At 69.3% G+C, this 18,440-nt stretch carries 18 protein-coding genes; 11 read left to right on the forward strand and 7 right to left on the reverse strand.

Translation table 11 applies throughout. The annotated features are described in order from the left end of the window. Positions 1-13 precede the first annotated feature (13 nt). A complete protein-coding gene (locus BG28_RS11500; protein ID WP_036476827.1) occupies positions 14-1,435 on the forward strand; it encodes a class II fumarate hydratase in 1,422 nt (473 codons plus the stop codon). Between the two features lie 90 nt (positions 1,436-1,525). Here the strand turns inward: BG28_RS11500 and BG28_RS11505 are convergent, their stop codons facing one another. From BG28_RS11505 to BG28_RS11520, 4 genes are all read right to left on the reverse strand, one after another. Continuing rightward, positions 1,526-2,014, reverse strand: coding sequence for an NUDIX domain-containing protein (locus BG28_RS11505; protein ID WP_036476832.1), 489 nt, complete (start codon positions 2,012-2,014; stop codon positions 1,526-1,528). Positions 2,015-2,018: 4 nt separating this feature from the next. Beyond that, positions 2,019-2,552 (reverse strand): A24 family peptidase, encoded by a 534-nt coding sequence (locus BG28_RS11510; RefSeq protein ID WP_051501365.1) that lies wholly within the window; start codon positions 2,550-2,552, stop codon positions 2,019-2,021. A 79-nt stretch (positions 2,553-2,631) separates the two neighbouring features. Further along, on the reverse strand, positions 2,632-3,261 hold the full coding sequence (locus tag BG28_RS11515) for a carbonic anhydrase (RefSeq protein WP_036476835.1): 630 nt from the start codon (positions 3,259-3,261) through the stop codon (positions 2,632-2,634). Continuing rightward, a complete protein-coding gene (locus tag BG28_RS11520) occupies positions 3,258-3,881 on the reverse strand; it encodes a DUF4245 domain-containing protein (RefSeq protein ID WP_036476838.1) in 624 nt (207 codons plus the stop codon). Before BG28_RS11520 ends, BG28_RS11515 begins: the two co-directional genes overlap by 4 nt. A gap of 134 nt (positions 3,882-4,015) precedes the next feature. On the opposite strand from BG28_RS11520, the gene glpX reads away from it, so the two are divergent. Together glpX and BG28_RS11530 are read left to right on the forward strand one after the other, a co-directional pair. Further along, entirely contained in the window at positions 4,016-5,080 is a 1,065-nt protein-coding gene (glpX, locus tag BG28_RS11525; RefSeq protein ID WP_051501366.1) for a class II fructose-bisphosphatase, read from the forward strand. A 62-nt stretch (positions 5,081-5,142) separates the two neighbouring features. After that, complete coding sequence (locus tag BG28_RS11530; protein ID WP_036476840.1) at positions 5,143-5,442, forward strand: putative quinol monooxygenase; 300 nt, start codon at positions 5,143-5,145, stop codon at positions 5,440-5,442. Positions 5,443-5,483: 41 nt separating this feature from the next. Here BG28_RS11530 and BG28_RS11535 read toward each other — a convergent pair whose 3' ends face one another. Together BG28_RS11535 and BG28_RS11540 are read right to left on the reverse strand one after the other, a co-directional pair. Next, entirely contained in the window at positions 5,484-5,750 is a 267-nt protein-coding gene (locus BG28_RS11535) for a hypothetical protein (protein WP_036476843.1), read from the reverse strand. A gap of 6 nt (positions 5,751-5,756) precedes the next feature. Beyond that, a complete protein-coding gene (locus BG28_RS11540) occupies positions 5,757-6,923 on the reverse strand; it encodes a S8 family serine peptidase (RefSeq protein ID WP_235181088.1) in 1,167 nt (388 codons plus the stop codon). Positions 6,924-7,099: 176 nt separating this feature from the next. On the opposite strand from BG28_RS11540, the gene BG28_RS11545 reads away from it, so the two are divergent. From BG28_RS11545 to BG28_RS15500, 5 genes are all read left to right on the forward strand, one after another. Next, entirely contained in the window at positions 7,100-8,386 is a 1,287-nt protein-coding gene (locus BG28_RS11545) for a 5-(carboxyamino)imidazole ribonucleotide synthase (RefSeq protein WP_084479681.1), read from the forward strand. 195 nt (positions 8,387-8,581) lie between these two features. Beyond that, complete coding sequence (gene purE, locus BG28_RS11550) at positions 8,582-9,094, forward strand: 5-(carboxyamino)imidazole ribonucleotide mutase (protein ID WP_036476978.1); 513 nt, start codon at positions 8,582-8,584, stop codon at positions 9,092-9,094. Then, positions 9,091-10,731, forward strand: a complete 1,641-nt coding sequence (locus tag BG28_RS11555; RefSeq protein ID WP_036476849.1) for an LCP family protein — start codon at positions 9,091-9,093, stop codon at positions 10,729-10,731. Before purE ends, BG28_RS11555 begins: the two co-directional genes overlap by 4 nt. Before the next feature lie 19 nt (positions 10,732-10,750). Continuing rightward, the gene (gene manA, locus BG28_RS11560; RefSeq protein WP_051501367.1) at positions 10,751-12,118 is read left to right on the forward strand and encodes a mannose-6-phosphate isomerase, class I; all 1,368 of its coding nucleotides are present in this window, start codon (positions 10,751-10,753) and stop codon (positions 12,116-12,118) included. Beyond that, on the forward strand, positions 12,115-12,627 hold the full coding sequence (locus BG28_RS15500; RefSeq protein ID WP_200869332.1) for a GtrA family protein: 513 nt from the start codon (positions 12,115-12,117) through the stop codon (positions 12,625-12,627). The genes manA and BG28_RS15500 overlap by 4 nt, the downstream gene beginning before the upstream one ends. A 127-nt stretch (positions 12,628-12,754) precedes the next feature. On the opposite strand, the gene BG28_RS15890 is transcribed toward BG28_RS15500, so the two are convergent. After that, positions 12,755-13,579 carry a TIGR03089 family protein gene (locus tag BG28_RS15890; RefSeq protein ID WP_051501368.1) on the reverse strand — a complete coding sequence of 275 codons (825 nt, stop codon included), beginning with the start codon at positions 13,577-13,579 and terminating at the stop codon, positions 12,755-12,757. 178 nt (positions 13,580-13,757) lie between these two features. On the opposite strand from BG28_RS15890, the gene BG28_RS15065 reads away from it, so the two are divergent. The 3 genes from BG28_RS15065 to BG28_RS11585 all read left to right on the forward strand — a co-directional run. Continuing rightward, positions 13,758-14,363, forward strand: coding sequence for a WhiB family transcriptional regulator (locus BG28_RS15065; protein WP_084479682.1), 606 nt, complete (start codon positions 13,758-13,760; stop codon positions 14,361-14,363). Between the two features lie 56 nt (positions 14,364-14,419). Next, complete coding sequence (locus BG28_RS11580; protein ID WP_036476853.1) at positions 14,420-18,076, forward strand: glycosyltransferase family 2 protein; 3,657 nt, start codon at positions 14,420-14,422, stop codon at positions 18,074-18,076. Beyond that, positions 18,073-18,440, forward strand: a 368-nt coding sequence (locus BG28_RS11585; protein ID WP_036476856.1) for a hypothetical protein, incomplete at its 3' end; no start/stop codon positions are given. The genes BG28_RS11580 and BG28_RS11585, both read left to right, overlap by 4 nt.

The following is an 18,440-nucleotide window of genomic DNA, read 5'->3' on the forward strand; positions in this document are numbered from 1 at the left end:
TTAGACTGAGGCTATGACCGAGAACACTACTGAGACCGAATACCGTATCGAGCGCGACACCATGGGCGAGGTGAAGGTGCCCGCCCAGGCCCTGTACCGCGCGCAGACCCAGCGCGCCGTGGAGAACTTCCCGATCTCGGGACGCACCCTGGAGCGCGCCCACATTGAGGCGCTGGCGCGGGTGAAGAAGGCCGCAGCCCGGGCGAACAAGGACCTCGGGGTGCTCGACGCCGAGCTCGCCGAGGCCATCGTCCACGCCGCCGAGCTGGTGGAGACCGGAGACCTCGACGAGCACTTCCCGATCGACGTGTTCCAGACCGGCTCCGGGACCTCCTCGAACATGAACACCAACGAGGTGCTGGCCACCCTGGCCAACCGCTACCTGGCGGAGAAGGGCTCGGACAAGGAGGTCCACCCCAACGACCACGTCAACGCCTCGCAGTCCTCCAACGACGTCTTCCCCACCTCCGTCCACGTGGCCGCCACCTCCGCGCTGGTCAACGATCTGCAGCCGGCCCTGGCGTACCTCGCCGAGGCCCTGGAGGCGAAGTCCGAAGAGTTCGCCTCCGTGGTGAAGTCCGGCCGCACCCACCTGATGGACGCCACCCCGGTCACCCTGGGCCAGGAGTTCGGCGGCTATGCCGCACAGGTGCGCTACGGCGTCGAACGCATCGACTCCGCCCTGCCGCGTGTGGCCGAGGTTCCCTTGGGCGGAACCGCCGTGGGCACCGGGATCAACACCCCGCTGGGCTTCGCCGAGAAGGCGATCGCCAGCCTCGCCCAGGACACCGGGCTGCCGCTGACCGAGGCCCGGGACCACTTCGAGGCCCAGGCCAACCGGGACGGGCTGGTGGAGGCCTCCGGGCAGCTGCGCAACATCGCCTACTCGCTGATGAAGATCAACAACGACCTGCGCTGGATGGGCTCGGGTCCGAACACCGGTCTCGGTGAGATCGCGATCCCGGACCTGCAGCCGGGCTCCTCGATCATGCCCGGCAAGGTCAACCCGGTGATCTGCGAATCCGCGATCCAGGTCTGCGCCCAGGTGATCGGCAACGACACCACCGTGGCGCTGTCCTCCACCAACGGCGCCTTCGAGCTCAACGTGGGCATCCCGGTGATGGCCGCGAACCTCCTGGAGTCCATCCGGCTGCTGAAGAACACCAGCTACGTGATGGCCGACAAGATGATCAAGGGCCTGACCGCCAATGAGGAGCGCGCCGCGTTCCTCGCCGCCGCGTCCCCCTCGGTGGTGACGCCGCTGAACAAGCACATCGGCTACGAGGCCGCCGCCGAGATCGCCAAGCACGCGGTGAAGAACAAGCTCACCGTGCGCGACGCCGTGATCGAGCTGGGCTACGTCGAGCGCGGCGACCTCACCGAGGCGCAGCTCGATGAGTCCCTGGACCTGATGAGCATGACCCGCCCCGGCTGATCCCCGTTCCGTTACGTCCCGTCCCGGGCAGTTGAGTTCTCCGGTCGATACGTACCGACCGGAGAACTCAACCAGCGGGGTGGGGTGGACTCAGCTGCGGAATCGGGCGGGGGCCTCGGCGTCCAGCGCCCAGTCGATGACCATCCGCTGATCGTCGCTGATCGGCTCCGGGAGCCGCGAGACGGGGAACCAGCCGACCTCGACGGACTCGTCGTCGTTGACCCGGGCCTGTCCCGAGACGGGCTCCATCTCCAGCACCGTGTCCAGGTACCGGCAGGCGTCCCCATTGGGGTAGCGCACCAGCCCGGTCGCGAAGACCCCGGCCACCCGCACCGGACGGGCGATGACCCCGGTCTCCTCTTCGACCTCGCGGACGGCGCCGAGGGCCGGGTCCTCGCCTGGATCCAGGATCCCCGAGGTCACCGTCCAGGCTCCGTTGTCGGCTCGACGCACCAGCAGCACCTCGGTCTCGTGGTTCCCGGTGGCCCGGCGCAGCACCACACCCCGGGTCGCCGGGATCCAGAGCTCCCTGGTGCCGATGTCTTGACGCAGTGCCTTGATGAAGTCAGGGGTGGGCATGGGTTCAGCCTAGCGAGTCGCCGCCGCTGAGCATCAGCGCAACAGCGGTGCCCACCAGGAGAAACGGCCCGAAGGGAACCGCTGTCCTGGCCGTGCCTCGCCCGGAGACCAGCAGCCCCGCCGAGACCAGTCCGCCGAGCAGGAAGGACACCACGACGGCGGCCAGTACGGTGTCCCAGCCGAGGAGGCCGGTGTAGAGCCCCAGCACGACGGCGAGCTTCACGTCTCCCATGCCCAGTGCCGGCGGAGCGATCAGCCGCACGAGCAGGAAGAGCCCGCCCCAGATGAGTGCGGCAGCCAGGGCCCGCAGCGCGGCGAACGGGTCCCCCAGCAGCAGTGCCGTGGGCATCAGCAGGCCCAGCGCGATTGCGGCCCAGGGGTAGATGATGCGGTTCGGAAGCCGGTGTTCCCGCAGATCGATGAAGCTCAGCGAGATGGCGCAGACCACGAAGACGACCCCGCCGACCAGCAGCAACAGCCCCGCAAGGGCCTGGCCCAGCGATCCGGAACTCAGGAGCTCGGTGATGAACGCGATCACGGACCCACCCTAGGCGTCAGCCCCTCCGGAGGGAATGGGGCTGACCATCCTGGGGAGATTCAGCCGGCTGAGCCGAAGGTCAGACCTCGCCGATGCTGGTGACGACGTCGGCACGGCCCTCCGAGAGCCGGTAGGTCACCCCCATGACCGCGGTGCGACCCTGGGCCACGGCATCGTGGAGCACCCGGGAGTGATCCACGATCCGGTGCGCGGTCTGCTTCACATGTTCTTCGACGGTCTCATTGACACTGGTGATCCCCGCACGCTGCGCGGCCAGCACCGAGGGGGTGATGCGCTCCACCAGGCTGCGCACGAAGCCGGTGGGGGTGACCCCGGACTCGGTGGCCTGCAGCGCTGCCGAGACCGCGCCGCAGGAGTCGTGGCCCAGCACCACGATCAGCGGGACCTTGAGCTCGGCGACACTGAACTCCAGGGAGCCGAGCACGGCGTCGTCGGTGACCTGACCGGCCGTGCGCACGACGAAGACGTCGCCGAGGCCGACGTCGAAGATGATCTCGGCGGCCAGACGGGAGTCCGAGCAGCCAAAGATCGTGGCCACCGGGTGCTGGGACTCGGTGAGCGAGGAGCGGCGTGCGGCGTTCTGGTTCGGGTGCTTGGAGTCGCCGGCGACGAAGCGGGCATTTCCGGCCTTGAGCAGCTCCCAGACCTCCGCGGGAAGCGGCTGGACGGGCGTGGTCGATGCGGTCATCCTGTGGAACCTCCGTTGTCGTCCTCTGTTTCTACCTCAACATCGATCGATGTCGCGACAGCTGCGAGGAAGGTCTCAAACTGCTCGGCCGTGGCATCGCCGCCGAGCACGATCGCGGTGCCGTCGATCGGGTTCTCCTCGGCCTCCAGGACGTAGTACTTCCACTGGTCATCCTCGCGCACCTCGAAGGTCAGCCCCTCGATGGTCTCCTCCCCGGTGGGCCCGAGCTGCCGGGTCGCATCGTTGACCCACGCCGGGTTGGGCTCATCGGTCTGCGCGAAGCTCAGGAAGCTCTCCTCGTCCACGGAGTACCCGACCTCCCAGGCGGTGACGCCGAGCTCGACGCGGTTCTCCCAGCGGGCGTAGTTCGCGGTCCACCCCTCGGGCACCTCTGGGGAGATGGCGGTGAAGTCCGCGACGTCGCTGGTCCACCCCGCCGCCTCCGCGACATCGACGTCCGGAGTGAAGGCAACGTCGCGCTCGGGTCGCAGTCCCGTCACGGCGAAGACCGCGAGCAGGGTGATGGCCACCGTGATCACGACGCCGATCAGGGGCTGGCGCAGACGCTTCGCCTGGGACTGCGTCAGCTGCGGAGTGGGGGCTTCTTCTGGCTCGGTCACCTCTCTATTGTGTCACCGTGGACTGACATGCCCGGGTCCGTGACTCGATGCCGCGTCCGTGCTCGCGGCTATGATGGCGGCAGGGCCGGCGACGAGGCCGGCCAGAAGCCGAGACGACAAGGTGGCCCAAGCCCATGAACGATTCTTCGCAGCACCGCGGGACACGCTCCGACGACGGCTCGTCCCAGGACTTCTCCCATCTTTCGGCACGACTGGCCGTGGGGGACTCCGAGCCTGACCGCCACCTGGCCATGGAGCTGGTCCGGGTCACCGAGGCCGCAGCCATCGCCGGTGGCGCCTGGGTCGGCATGGGGGACAAGCTCACCGCCGACGGTGCCGCCGTGGACGCGATGCGCTCCCTGCTCGACACCGTGAACCTCAACGGTGTCGTGGTCATCGGCGAGGGCGAGAAGGATGAGGCTCCGATGCTCTATAACGGTGAGCGGGTCGGCAACGGTGCCGGGCCCGAGGCCGACGTGGCGGTCGATCCGATCGATGGCACCAGGCTCACCGCTTTGGGCTACAACAACGCACTCGCAGTGCTCGCCGTGGCCGAGCGCGGCACCATGTTCGACCCCTCCGCGGTCTTCTACATGGACAAGCTGATCACCGGGCCCGAAGCCGCCGACATGGTGGACCTTCGCCTGCCGGTGAAGCAGAATCTGCACCTGATCGCCAAGGCCAAGAACAAGCGGATCAGCCAGCTCAACGTCTGCGTGCTGGACCGCCCGCGCCACTCCAAGCTGGTCACCGAGATCCGCGAGGCCGGCGCCCGGGTCCGGTTCATCATGGACGGTGACGTGGCCGGCGGCATCGCCGCGGCTCGCGAAGGCTCCGGGATCGATGTGCTCATGGGCGTCGGCGGCACCCCCGAGGGCATCATCACCGCCTGCGCGATCAAGGCCGTGGGCGGCGTCATCCAGGGTCGCCTCGCCCCGGTGGACGACGAGGAGGCGCAGAAGGCGCTCGACGCCGGTCACGACGTCAGCCGGGTGCTGACCACCGATGAGCTGGTCACCGGGGACAACTGCTACTTCGCCGCCACCGGGATCACCGACGGCGACCTGCTGCGCGGCGTGCGGTACCAGGGGGACAAGGTCTCCACCCAGTCCATCGTGATGCGTTCGAAGTCCGGCACCGTCCGGATCATCGACGCCGAGCACCAGGCCCGCAAGTGGGAGTCCTACACCCGGCAGTGAAGCCCTGAGCGGCTCCGCCGGGAGGGGCTGACAGGTCCGCGCGGCGCCTCTACTGTGATCCCATGACCTTCGCCAATGTGGGGACGCTGGGAGTAGCGCCGGGCGCCCGGGACCAGGTCGTGTCCCTGTTGACCCGGCATAACCCAGACCTGCAGCGGGCGGGTTGTCTGCTCTACGAGGTGGGCGTCAGCGAAGAGCACCCCGAGACGGTCTTCGTCACCGAGCTCTGGACCTCCGCCGAGGCCCACCGAGAGTCACTCCAGCTGGCAAGTGTCCAGGCGCTCATCGCAGAGGCCATGCCCCTGCTCTCCGGTGCCATGGACGGCCACCGGTTCGAGGTGATCGGGTCCCCGCTGCACTGAAGTCGGCGCAGCAGGGACCACCCGACGCAATGACGCGGCCGCTACTGGACCTCAGCGTCGGGTGGGGCTATATGGTGCTGTTGGGCGCCGTCGGCGGAGGCTACTCCGGCCACGGCAGAGAAGCTCGGCGGCTCGTCCGCCGCCTGGGCCTGCACTCCCGGGGAGGTGACGGTGTGCCCGGTGATCTGCCCGAGGCTGCGCAGCACCCGGTCCACCATCAGCCCTGCCGCCTCCAGGTCCGCGACCACCTGGTCGATCCCGTCGAGGTGCTCCTCGTCGACGGTGATGATCCACTGCTGATCCGTCACGCCCGATCACCCGCCCTGCGCCGGAATCACGGCCAGTCCGGCCCCGACGTCTTCCATGTCAGCACCTGAGAGCTGGCGAGCGGTCCGAATCAGCTCGTCCCACAGCGGTTGGCCGCGCAGCCCGGTGGAGGCCGAGAGCAGCGCGGCGACGCCGGAGACATGCGGGGCCGCCATGGAGGTGCCGCTGATGCTGCGGTGATGCGCGGGACCGGGCCAGGAGGAATAGATGTCCACCCCGGGGCCGGCGATGTCGACTTCCCCGCCGTCATGAGGCAGCGAGCGGGCCGAGAAGTCCGCGACCTGCAGTCCCGCGTCCAGCGCCGCCACCGCCATGACGTAGGGGCTGTTCGCCGGTGCCCCCACGAACCCGGGATCACCCGCGCTGCGCCCGGCGTTGTTGCCCGCCGCCGCGATCAGCAACGAACCCCGCTCGAGTGCCCGCCGACCCGCGGTCACATACGGAGGATGGACCTCGCGCACATCGGCGCCGAGTGACATCGAGACGATCTGACAGTCGTTCTGCAGGGCCCAATCGATGCCTGCAAGGATCGAGGCGTCCGAGCCGGAGCCGTCTGCACCGAGGACCTTGCCCGAGAAGATCTCGACTCTGGAGGCCACTCCGAAGCCTCGCCCGGACGGGGGAGCCCAGGGTCCGCAGGCGGAGCCCACGCAGTGGGTGCCGTGTCCGTGCACGTCTGCGGGTCCTTCGCCTGGGATGAAGGACTCTGCGGTCACGGCGCGCCCGAGGAAGTCCGGATGCTCGAGGTCGAAGCCGGTGTCCAGCACCGCGATGCGCACCCCGGCGCCGGTGAGTCCGGCCTCCTGGGCACGCCCGACCTCCACCGCCTGAAGCCCCCAGGTGAGCTCGGCCGTGTCGGTGAACGGCGCCTCGACGGACCCGACGGCGGAGGGCAGTTCGACGGCCGGCAGATCAGCCGCCCGGCCGCCGATCGCGTAATACGTCAGCTCGGGGCTGTAGCTCATCGGGGCTCGACGGTCCCGGCAACGTCCGCTGAAGGCCTCCAGGTCACCGGCCTCACCGTCCACCACGCCCACGCCGAGGCGCGGGAAATAGCTGTCCGTGGAGAAGCCCTGGGCGCTGAGCAGCCCGGGGGCATCGTGCTCGAGCATCTGAGAATCTGCGGTGTCGAAGGTGACTACGTAACGTCCCATTGCGGTCCCATCCCTGCGTCGTGCCGACATGTGAAGCCCAGGCTAGGGTCGCAACCTGCACATCCGCCGAGTGACCTGGGATTGGTGGGGCCGGTCAGCTGTCCAGCGTTCCCGGCTCCGGCCGGGGGTGTTTCCCTGTGCGGGCCAGCGGAGGTCATGGCGCATAATTGGGGACTGTGACGCGACAGGACAGCAACCCAGACCAGCCCAGCAGCCCCGCCGGCACCCCGAAGATCGGGGTCATCGGCGACGGCCAGCTGGCCCGCATGATGGCCCCGGCCGCCGTGGAGCTGGGCATCGAGCTGCACCTGCTCGCGGGCTCGGCCGACTCCTCGGCCGCCCAGGTCATCCCGCACACCACCCTTGGGGACTACACCGACCCCGACGAGGTGGCCGCCTTCGCCGCCGGCCTGGACGTGGTCACCTTCGACCATGAGCATGTGCCCGCCGAGGTGCTCGAGGCGCTCACCACCGCCGGCACCGAGATGCACCCCGGTCCCGAGGCGCTGATCTACGCCCAGGACAAGCTCGCGATGCGCAGCGCCGTGGAGCAGCTTGGCCTGCCGAACCCGCGCTGGGCCGAGGTCCGCAGCGTCGAGGACCTGCTGGGATTCGGCGCCGACGTCGGCTGGCCGGTGGTGCTGAAGACCCCGCGCGGAGGCTATGACGGCAAGGGGGTGCGGATGATCGACTCAGCCGAACAGGCCGCCGAGGCCCAGGACTGGTTCGGCCGCGCCGCCGAAACCGGTTCAGGTCTGCTCGCGGAGCAGAAGGTGCGCTACACCCGTGAGCTCTCCGCGCAGGTGGCGCGCTCCGCTGCGGGGGAGACCGTGACCTACCCGGTGGTGGAATCCACCCAGACCAACGGGGTCTGCGATGAGGTCATCGCCCCGGCGCCGCAGACCAGCGCGGACCACCTGGAGGTGTGCGAGCGCATCGCACGCACGGTGGCTGAGAAGCTGCAGGTCACCGGCATGCTCGCGGTGGAGCTCTTCGAGATCAGTGAAGACGATGCCGACCCCGAGACCGGGACCACCGCCGGGATCTTCATCAACGAACTCGCCATGCGACCGCATAACTCCGGGCACTGGACCATGGACGGATCCGTCACCAGCCAGTTCGAGCAGCACCTTCGCGCCGTGCTCGGGCTTCCGCTGGGCGCCACCGAGGTCAAGGGCGGCGCCGGCGGCTACACGGTGATGAAGAATCTGCTCGGCAGCGACGCCGAGGAGCAACGGTCCCCACACGATTCCTTCGCCGCGGCGATGCGCCGCTCGCCGGGATCCAAGATCCACCTCTACGGCAAACAAGCCCGCCCAGGTCGCAAGATCGGGCATGTGAACATCCTCACCCAGACGCTTTCCACGCAGGAGACCTGGGAAGCGCGCCGCGCGAGGCTCCAGCGCGTGCGCCGAGCCGCCGCGGATGTGGCCGAGATCATCGTGGAAGGACCTGCCCAGTGAGCCAGAACCCAGTGAGCCAGAACCCAGCGCACCAGCACCCAGCGCACCAGAGCCCCGTGAGTGAGAACCCAACCCTTGAGTGAGAAGCCAGTGAGCCAGAACCCCGTGAGTCACCCTGTTGAGCACCAGGCCGCCGCAGCGTCCTCGAGCGACGCCGAGGCACAGACCCGCAGCGCCTCTGCGGCCCAGGTCGGTCTGGTCATGGGATCGAACTCCGACTGGCCGATCATGAAGGCCGCCGCGCAGGCGCTGGACGAGTTCGGCATCACCTTCGAGGCCGACGTCGTCTCGGCCCACCGGATGGCCGAAGAGATGATCAGCTACGGCAAGACCGCCCACGAGCGCGGGATCCGGGTGATCATCGCCGGTGCCGGGGGAGCGGCCCACCTGCCGGGCATGTTGGCCTCGGTCACGCCGCTGCCGGTGATCGGCGTACCGGTGCCGCTGAAGCACCTCGACGGCATGGATTCGCTGCTGAGCATCGTGCAGATGCCAGCTGGGGTGCCCGTGGCCACCGTCTCGGTGGGCGGCGCCCGCAATGCCGGGCTGCTCGCCGTGCGCACCCTGGCCGCCGGAGACTCCGCCCAGGCCGCGCAGCTGCGCGAGAGCCTGCTGGACTTCCAGAAGTCGCTGGCCGCCGAGGCCCACGCAAAGGGCGCCGCACTGCGCGAAGAGGCCGCCGAGCTGGGCACGTACCGGACGCGATGAGCGACTCCACGATCAGCTATCACCGGTTCACCACCGAACCCGAGGTGATCCGAAGCCCGCAGCGCGGTTCCGAGACTGACCGCACCCGACGCGCCCTGATGCTCCTGGCGCTGACCCTGTTCATCCCCGGCGCCGCCCAGATCGCTGCGGGTTCCAAGAAGCTCGGCCGCGCCGCCCTGGCCGTCACCATCGGCTGCTGGTTCTCCGCGCTCCTGCTGGGACTGATGTTCCTCACCATGCGCGGAGTCGTGCTCTCGCTGCTGACCCAGCCGTTCATGCTCTGGCTCAGCGCGGTGGTGCTGGGCGCGCTGGCGCTCGGCTGGCTGATCCTCTGGCTTGACACCTTCCGGCTGCTTCACTTCACCTCCCTGGCGCAGGGGCTCAAGCCGATCGTCGCCGTCGTGCTGGTGGTGCTGATCACCGTGACCTCGGGGGCACTGGGCTACGGCGCCAAACTGGTCAACGAGGGTCGTGCCGCGCTGGACGGGATCTTCGCCTCCGGTCCCGGCATCGACGCCGTGGACGGGCGGTATAACTTCCTGCTCATGGGCGCCGACGCCGGCGAGGGGCGCGAGGGCCTGCGCCCAGACTCCATCCACGTGGTCAGCGTCAACGAGGACTCCGCAGAGACCATCATCTTCTCGATCCCGCGCAATTTCCAGAACGCCCAGTTCAACGAGGACTCCCCGCTCAACGCGGTCTATCCGACAGGCTATGACTGTGGCGACGAGTGCATCATCAACTTCCTCTACACGGATGTGATGAACAACCATCAGGACCTCTACCCCGAAGCTGAGGATCCCGGTGCCGAAGCCATGATGGACGCGGTCTCCGGAAGCCTGAACCTGGAGGTCTCCGGCTACGTGATGGTGGACATGGACGGATTCGAGCAGCTCATCGACGCCATGGGTGGGGTGAGCGTGGACTCCGGCGGCTGGGTGCCCTATCGCGGCCCGATGCCCGACGGCAGCTGGGGGGACAACTGGTGGGCCCCCGGTGTGTACGAGTTCTCGGGCCAGGAGGCTCTGGCCTACGCACGCTCGCGCACCTTCAGCTCCGACTACAACCGGATCCAGCGTCAGCAGTGCATCCAGCAGGCGATGATGTCCCAGTTCAATCCGCAGACGCTGCTCTCGCGATTCAGCGAGATCATGCAGGCCGGGGGGAACGTGGTGGAGACCAACCTGCCGCAGTCCCAGCTGGGCTCGTTCCTGGACCTGGCCGTCGACGCGCAGGGCCAGACCCCGCAGCGCCTGGTGCTAGGCGCCCCCGACTTCGGGGCCTCCGGCGACCTGTTCTCCACCTACCCCGATTTCGAGCAGATCCAGCAGCGGGTGGATGAGCTGATCGCCAACGAGGAGCACCAGAACGGCGGTGGGCTCTTCGGCTCCGCCGGGTTCCTGCCCGCGCAATCCGGGACGCTCGGTGTGATGCTGGCGACACCGGCCCAGGCCACCGGACAGGCCGCTGGCGCGGTCGAGGACGACGAGCCCTCGATCGACCCGACGTCGCCGCCTACCCAGCCAGACGGCTCGGAACTGACCCGGGAGTATCTGATCGACGCTCAGCGCAATGGTCAGACCGGGGTCCTCGAGGAGGCCGCCTCCTCGAACTACCGCTGCGACCCGGTGAATTAGGGCTGATAAGGTTCTCCCGATGTTCAAGATGATCAACCCTGTTCGCGACTACGCGTGGGGTTCCACCACCGCGTTCAGAGAGCTCTTCGGCTGGGCCGCATCCGCGACCCCGCAGGCCGAGCTCTGGATGGGGGCCCATCCTTCAGGCCCGTCCCTTCTGGAACTGCCATCTGCTGGCGCGCAGGGTCCCGGTGAGATCACCTCCCTCCCGGAGTACCTCCACGACTCAGCCCAGGCCTCGGAGAGCTTCCCCTTTCTGCTCAAGGTGCTCGCCGCCGAGCAGCCGCTCTCGATCCAGTCGCACCCCACCGCAGAGCGCGCCCGCCTCGGCTTCGCGGCAGAGGAAACCGCCGGGGTCGCCCGGGACGCTGCGCACCGCAGCTATAAAGACCCCCACGCCAAACCCGAACTGGTCGTCGCGCTGACGGAATTCTCCGCGCTGTGCGGCTTCCGGCCCTATGCGGAGGCTGTGACGGTTCTGGAGTCGCTTCGCACCTCGCTTGCCGGTCTCGGCCACGGCGGAGCTGAGCAGCAGGATCACCCGCAGCTGCGCACGGTGCTGGACCGGCTGCACAGCCGCGTGGTCGCCCAGGACTACGCCGCAGCGCTGGAGCAGCTGCTGGGCAGCCACCGGGACGAGTCCGCGATCGCCGCCGGCCAGCTGCACGGCATGCTGGACCCGGCGTCAGGACCGCGGCGGGAAGACGACGTCGGAATCAGCGCGTCCCTGGATCCAGGCACGCGAGGGATGCTGGACCAGGTCAGCGCGGCGTTCCCCCGGGACCCGGGCATCTTCGTCACGCTGCTGCTCAACCGCGTGCAGCTGGCGCCCGGAGAGTCGATCTACCTTCCCGCCGGGAATCTCCACGCCTACCTGCATGGGGTCGGCGTGGAGCTCATGGGCAACTCCGACAACGTGCTGCGCGGCGGACTGACCGGCAAGCACCTGGATGTCGAGGAGCTGCTCAGCGTCACCGACTTCGGGGTGCTCCCGGTACCGCACTGCCCCGTGCAGCGCAGCGATGCTTCCCCGCACCGGACCCGATACCAGGCCCCGTTCGAGGAGTTCGCGCTGGAATCCTTTGAGCTTCCCGGAGAGGTGATGTTGGAACGGCCCGGCCCCGGTATCGTGCTGTGCACGGCCGGCGAGCTGACGCTGCACGCTCCGCCCGAAACGCGGGATGAGTCAGCGGCACCGAGTGACCCCGGCGTCGGCGTGGGACCCACCCCAGGCTCAGGAACACCTCATATGCTCACTCTTACACCCGGCGAATCCGCCTTCTTGCCGGACACCGCCGGCCACCGGCTGAGCGCCGCCGCTCACGCCCAGGCCTTCCTGGCCAGCTCCACCTTCGCCAGCACAGACCGGCAGGAATATCGCCCATGATCACCAAGCTGTATCGGCGCATCGAGACCCTGTTCCTCACGCTCTGGCGCGAGGTCGCGAAGTTCGGCGCCGTCGGCGGTGTCGCCTTCATCATCGACTCCGCGATCTTCCTCTGGCTGATCAGCGGGCCCATGGACGACTCGCAGCTCAAGGCCAAGGTCGTCGCCGGCGTCGTCGCCACCATGTTCTCCTGGATGGCCAACCGCTACTGGACCTTCCGGCACCGGCGCTCCACCGGCAAGGCGCGCGAGCTGGTGCTGTTCCTGATCATGAACGCGATCGGCCTGGGCATCCAGACCGGCTGCGTGGGCATCGCGAAGTACGTCCTGGGCATGGACTCGGTGAGCGAGGTCTTCATCGCCGGCAACGTGATCGGCCTGGTGCTGGCCACCATCTTCCGCTTCTTCGCCTACAAATACTGGGTCTTCACCACCGACCGCACGAGCTTCTCGGATCTTCCCGCCGAGCAGGACCCCGCCGCCGACGCAGCCGAGGTCACTTCCCGCTGAGCCCGGGCCCGCCGCCCCTGTCGCGGGGGCGCGAACGGTCGGAAAGATCACGAATCCGGGCAGGATTCCACCCATCTGCGCCCCAGGGAGGGGCTCCCTGCCCCTGCCCGTGCCCGCGTCGCCGCCCTCAGCGGACGCCCTCATTGCGCAGCATCTGCTCCCACGCCTCGGGCTGCGCGGCGGGATCGCCCTGGAACAGCACGACCGGGCGGCTCTGCGCCCAGGTCTGAAGCATCTGCGCGAACAGCTCCTCGCCGGCCCAGCGGGCAAGTCGCCAGTCCTTCAGGCTCGTCTCGATCGCAGCGCCGACGACGACGAGCCCACCTCCTGCCGCAGCGCCGGACTCGGCCCCGGTGGTCGCTCCGGGAAGCGCGAGCGGCGGCAGCGGGGCCGGCAGCTGGTCCGGGTGCTGCCGGACCTCTGCGGAGATGTCCAGCGCCCAGGCGGGAAGCCGCTCTCCGGTGGACTCCTCGAAGGAAGCATCGAGCAGCCCGGGCGAGAGCGCCGCGAGCTCGGCCTCGCCGAGCCCAGACGCCATCGGCCCTGCACCGGTCCACGCGTCGGGCCGGTCGGTGATGATCAACCCGGGTTCCAGCCCGGAAGCGAGCGACACGAGAGCCTCGGCGTCGTCCTGCGCCGCTGCGGGGGCGCTCAGCGTCGTTCTCCAGCCCAGCGCCCCGGCGGCCAGCAGGACGGCGGCGGCCTTCCAATGCGGGGCGGCGTCGACCAGCACCGGGGCATCCTCGTCGATCTCGGTCTCCTGGCTGAAGAGACCGATCAGCTTGACCGCCCAGTTCTGCAGCACCCGCCCGGAGAGCTCCACCCGTTCCTGGTTCTCACCAGCTCCGTACCAGATCAGCGCGGGCTGCGGTCGGGACTCGAGCAGGTCCAGCAGGGCCGGGAAGTTCTGGGGTGCTTGGGCGGCAGAGCCGCCGAGTGTGATCGGTGTCATAGTTTCTCTCCTGGGTCCGCCGCGCCTCGCGGCAAGCTGATTTTTCACGGCGTGTCGGGCGTGATCATGGGGTTGGCGGTCTGCTAGTGGCTACTTAAGTCGCTCACTTGACGGATCATTACTTACGCCAGTGTAATTAGGGGCAGTACACGCATGATCAACCTCGGGAGGCCCTTTGATGGGGAACGCAGAGCGGCTGGGCGCAGAACAGCCCGGCACCACGGCCACAGCGCGCAGGACAGGTCTCGAGGTTCCTGCTGATTGGTTCGTGGACCCTGCTGATCCTCAGGCCGCGGAGCGGCTGGAGCACGGCAAGACCCTGGAGGATCAGGCCACGGCCTTCCTCGCCGCCCACGAGGAGGCTGAACGCCGCTCCGAGGAGGACGCGGCCGTCACCCGATCTTCGGTCACGGCTCTCAGTGAGGCGCCTTCCCGCCGCACTGAAGCCCCGGCCCACGAGCTGCCCGCCCGGGCGACTCCGGCTCCGGAGACCCAGTCCTCGGATTCGGGCCGGACCACCTGGCTGGGTCTGCCCGCGCTGGTCCCGACCGAGGAGATCGAGGGTGAGCTCGCCTGGCAGGTCGATGCGCTCTGCGCCCAGACCGATCCGGAAGCCTTCTTCCCTGAGAAGGGCGGCTCCACCCGGGACGCCAAGAAGGTCTGCGGCGCGTGCAACGTGAAACAGGAATGCCTGGAATACGCGCTGGGCAACGATGAGCGCTTCGGCATCTGGGGTGGACTCTCCGAGCGGGAGCGGCGCAAGCTGCGAAAGAGAGCGCTCTGATCAACGCTCATTCTGGCCCTCATATCGCCGCTGTCGTCCTGCACGACGGCGGCGATTTGTCGTCCGCTCCAGGCGGGTCCTTCACCGACGCCGACAGCTCAGGCGCCGGAGCCCCCGCTCCCGGAACCCTCGACACTGCTCTTGGCGAGTTCGGCACCGCGGTGCAGCGGACCCGGGAGGCGCTGGCCGCGCAGACCCGGGCCCCTGATCACATCATCGAACTCTCCGCCGCGGGCTACCGTGGGGTTCAGGACCTCTCCCGGTCGCTGCGCTCCGGCCTGCTCGAAGACCGCCGGCAGGCCCGGGGGACGGCGAGCCAGGGCCCGGGCGGGATCAAGGTCACCCAGCTCTGGCGCAGCTTGGAGCGACAGCTGCCGGAAGGATTCAACCCGCGCCACCAATGGCTCTGGATCCTGCCCGCCGGCACCGTGCCCACGACCGATGCGCTGGAGCGGCTCGAAGAGCGCCTCTTCACCGTCAAGGACGAGGAGCGCCACGGCCAGATCCAGCTGATCGGCGCCAAACAGCTCTCCGCCGAGATCCCAGAGCGGCTGGTCAACGTGGGTCTCTACAGCGCCCGCTCCGCCGAGGTGCTCACGGCCACCGAGCCCAAGGAGCTGGACCAGGGGCAGTACGACGGCCGCGACGCGGTACCCGCCGTCTCCGGAGAGGCCATGCTGGTCCACGCCCCGCTGTTCGGAGATCTCGGCGGCTTCGACCCGGGACTCAGCGGAGACTACGCCGCCGCGCAGTTCTGCCGCCGTGCCCGCGAGGTCGGTGCCCATATCGTCATCGAACCCAGCGCACGGGTGCTGCGCGAGGACCCGCCGCGCCGAGACGCCGTGCACCGGCTCGGTGGAGCGCTCTACCTTCCCGGTGCCCAGCGGGTCAGCCAGATCCGCCGTCGACTCGCCGACGCCAATCCGCTCGCGGTGCCGTTCCTCTGGGTCGGCATGTGGCTCGCCGCCCTGCTGCGTCTGATCGGGCTGACCGTGGTCAAGGCCCCCGACGCCGGGGCCGGCCAGTTCTTCGCCTCGCTGCGCGCACTGTTGAACTGGGCGGCAATCGTGCACACGCGTCGATTCGCCACCCAGGGTCGCCGTGCTGCACTGGCGAGGCTCAGCCGCGACGAACAGATCAGCTCCTCCGCCGAGCTCCTGCGCAGCGGACGCCAGACCGAGGCGCGCATGACGTGCAGCCCCGCCGAGGTCCGGGCCCAGCGCCGCTCGGCGATGACCGCGGAGACCGTCTCGGTCCCGCGCACCCGGTTCACCCCCGGGTTCTACGGCGAGCCCGAGGACACCGGGGAGCGTGAGAACAACGAGGACGCCCTGCTCGAGATCGGCGCCTCCGACGGCGAGTTCGACGAGATGCCCTCGCGCCGCTCCGGAGACCGGCTCGGGCTGTTCCTGATGCTGCTGGCCCTGGCCGGAGCCTCTCTGCTGGCCTTCCGCGACCTGCTCTCCGCCGAGGCGATCACCGGCGGCGCCGCCCTGCCGGTGGCCGCCTCGCTGCCGGAGGTCTTCGCCCATTCGGTGAGCTTCCTGGCTGCAGACAGCCTCGGAACGCTCTCCGCCGCGGACCCGTTCAACCTGCTGCTGCTCGCCCTCTCGGCACTGAGCTTCGGCCATGGGTCCGCAGTGCTGGTCTGGCTGTTGATCCTTGCGCTGCCGCTGAGCGCGCTCAGCGCCTGGTACGCCGCCGGCCTCTGGTCCACGAAGGCCTCCCGGCGGGTGGTCTCGGCGCTGCTCTGGACCGCCATGCCCACCCTGCACATCGCGGTAGGGGAAGGTCGCATCGGAGCGGTTCTGGTCCACGTGCTGCTGCCGGTCGCGGTGGTGGCCACGGTCCGCGCGGTCGGTCGCGCCGCCGTCGGCCTGGGCGTCGCGGGAAGCTGGGAATACGCCACCGGTGCCGCGCTGCTGCTGATGGTGCTCACCGCCGCCTCCCCGGCGCTGCTTCCGCTGGTGGTGATCGTCGGCATCGTGCTCGCCTCGATCCTTGGTCGCCGAGGACGCCCGCTGTGGCTGATTCCGCTGACCTCGCTGGCCGTGGCCGCACCGATGATCGCTTCCGCCGTGCTGCAGGGCAAGAACCTCGCAGCGGTATTGGTCCACGAGCCAGGCCGCGCGCTGGCGGCCGACGCCGCCCCGCTGTGGCAGCAGCTGCTCGGCTTCTCGCGTGCCTTCGACCCTGCCGCCGGGCTGGCCTCCGCCGGAGCCGCCGGCTCCTGGCTGCCGGGCTACCTCGCCGGGGATTTCTGGAGCCTACGCATCGCGCTGCTGATCGGGCTGCCGCTGCTGGTCATCGCGCTGCTGGGGATCTTCACCGGCAGCCGCACCCGACCACTGCCGATCGTGGCCGGTACGCTGCTGCTCGCGGCCCTGGGTCTCTCCGCGCTGGTGGGGCTCCTGGCCGCCGGATCGGATGGCACCGCGGTGATCAGCGGCAACCCGGGACCCGTGGTGTCGGTGATGCTGTTCTGCCTGCTGGCGGCCGGGATGGCCTCCCTGGACCGATTCCCGCTGGCCTTCCCCCGGGTGGGCGGCACCATCACCCCGGTGATCTCCACGCTGCTGGTGCTCGCCATCGGCGCATCCCTGGTGCTGTTCTACAGCCCCCGCGTGATGCCCGGAGCACCGCTGACCGGTCAGCCGCTGACCGCGGTCAACGCCGCCCCGACGCTCATCGAAGCCGGCTCGCTGCGTCAGCTCCCGGCCACCGCCGCGGATCAGGGCACCGGCCCCGCACAACTGCGCACGCTGGTGCTCTCTGCGGCCGATCCCGGGGTGATCGGCGAGCTGGTCTCCGGAGAGGGGCGCACGCTGGACAAGTCCCGGGCGGTGGCAGCCGCTGGAGACCTGCCGCTGTGGGCGCAGCCCGAGCGCGTCCCGAACCTTCTCGGCGGCGCCCGAGATGACGCCGGTCTCGCAGCCGATCCGATGGCCGCGGCCACGACGAGCACCGAGTTCACCGTCGCCGAGCAGCGCCTGGCCTCGCTGATCGCCTCGCTGATCACTCCCGGGGCACTGGAGACCGAGGAGCTGATGGCAGAACTGGGGGTGGGCTACGTGCTCATCGATCCCTCAGAGCCCGAGGTGCTCAGCGACGCCGTGGACACCGCCGCGGGACTCGTGCCCGTGGGCGTGACCGACCGCGGCGAGCTGTGGCGCGCCGAGATCGACGAGGAGGCGCTGCTGCCCGCCGGGCCGGGCATCTCCGGGGTCCCCGCAAGCTGGGCCCGGATCGTGGACCCCCAGGGTGAGGTCCAGGCGCTGCTGCCGAGCCGGTCACACGCGCTCGACGTCGATCTGGAACAGGTCACCGCCGAGGACGGAGCCGGCCTGGATCTGGATCCCCAGACCGAGTACCTGCTGGAACTCTCCACCGAGCAGGCGCGCCGCTGGCGGGCCAGCTGGGACGGCCAGGCGCTGGAACCGGCAGCGGTGCAGACCGAGGCTTCCGGGCAGACGTCCGATGGATCCGCTTCCTGGATGCAGCGCTTCGAGCTGCCCGCAGAGGCGCTCACCGATACAGGTGCCGGGTGGGAAGGCCAGCTCAGCGCCGAGCACCGCAGCAGCTATCAGCTTCCGGTGCTGATCACCTTGAGCGTGTTCCTGCTGCTGGTGGCGCTGATCGCCGTTCCGCTGCCCCGCGGAAGCCGGATGCTGCCCGTGGCAGACACCGATGAGCTGGAAGGACGCCGAGGATGAGCGCCAAGAAGGTCAGGGTCAAGAAGCTCATCAAGGAGCAGCGCCAGGCGCGTCGACGCGCCATCCGGGACCAGGAGCGCGCCGCCACACGGAAGGCCAAGCGAGACGCCGCTGCGGCCCGAACCGAGTTGAAGGCCGAGGAGCAGCGGCTGCGCGTGGAGCGGCAGACCGAGCGCCAGCAGCAGAAGACCGAGCAGCGCCAGCGTCAGGAACAGGAACGCCAGCAGCAGGATCAGGAGCGCCAGCGGCAGGACCAGGAACGCCAGCAGCGCGCGGAGCAGCAGGCGAGGACTCCCGCAGCGTCTCCGGAGAACGCCGCGACGCCGACCGACGCCGCGACTCAGGCTGCCGTGCCCGCGTCCGC

This window comes from Nesterenkonia sp. AN1 (assembly GCF_000582475.1).
Taxonomy (GTDB): domain Bacteria; phylum Actinomycetota; class Actinomycetes; order Actinomycetales; family Micrococcaceae; genus Nesterenkonia; species Nesterenkonia aurantiaca.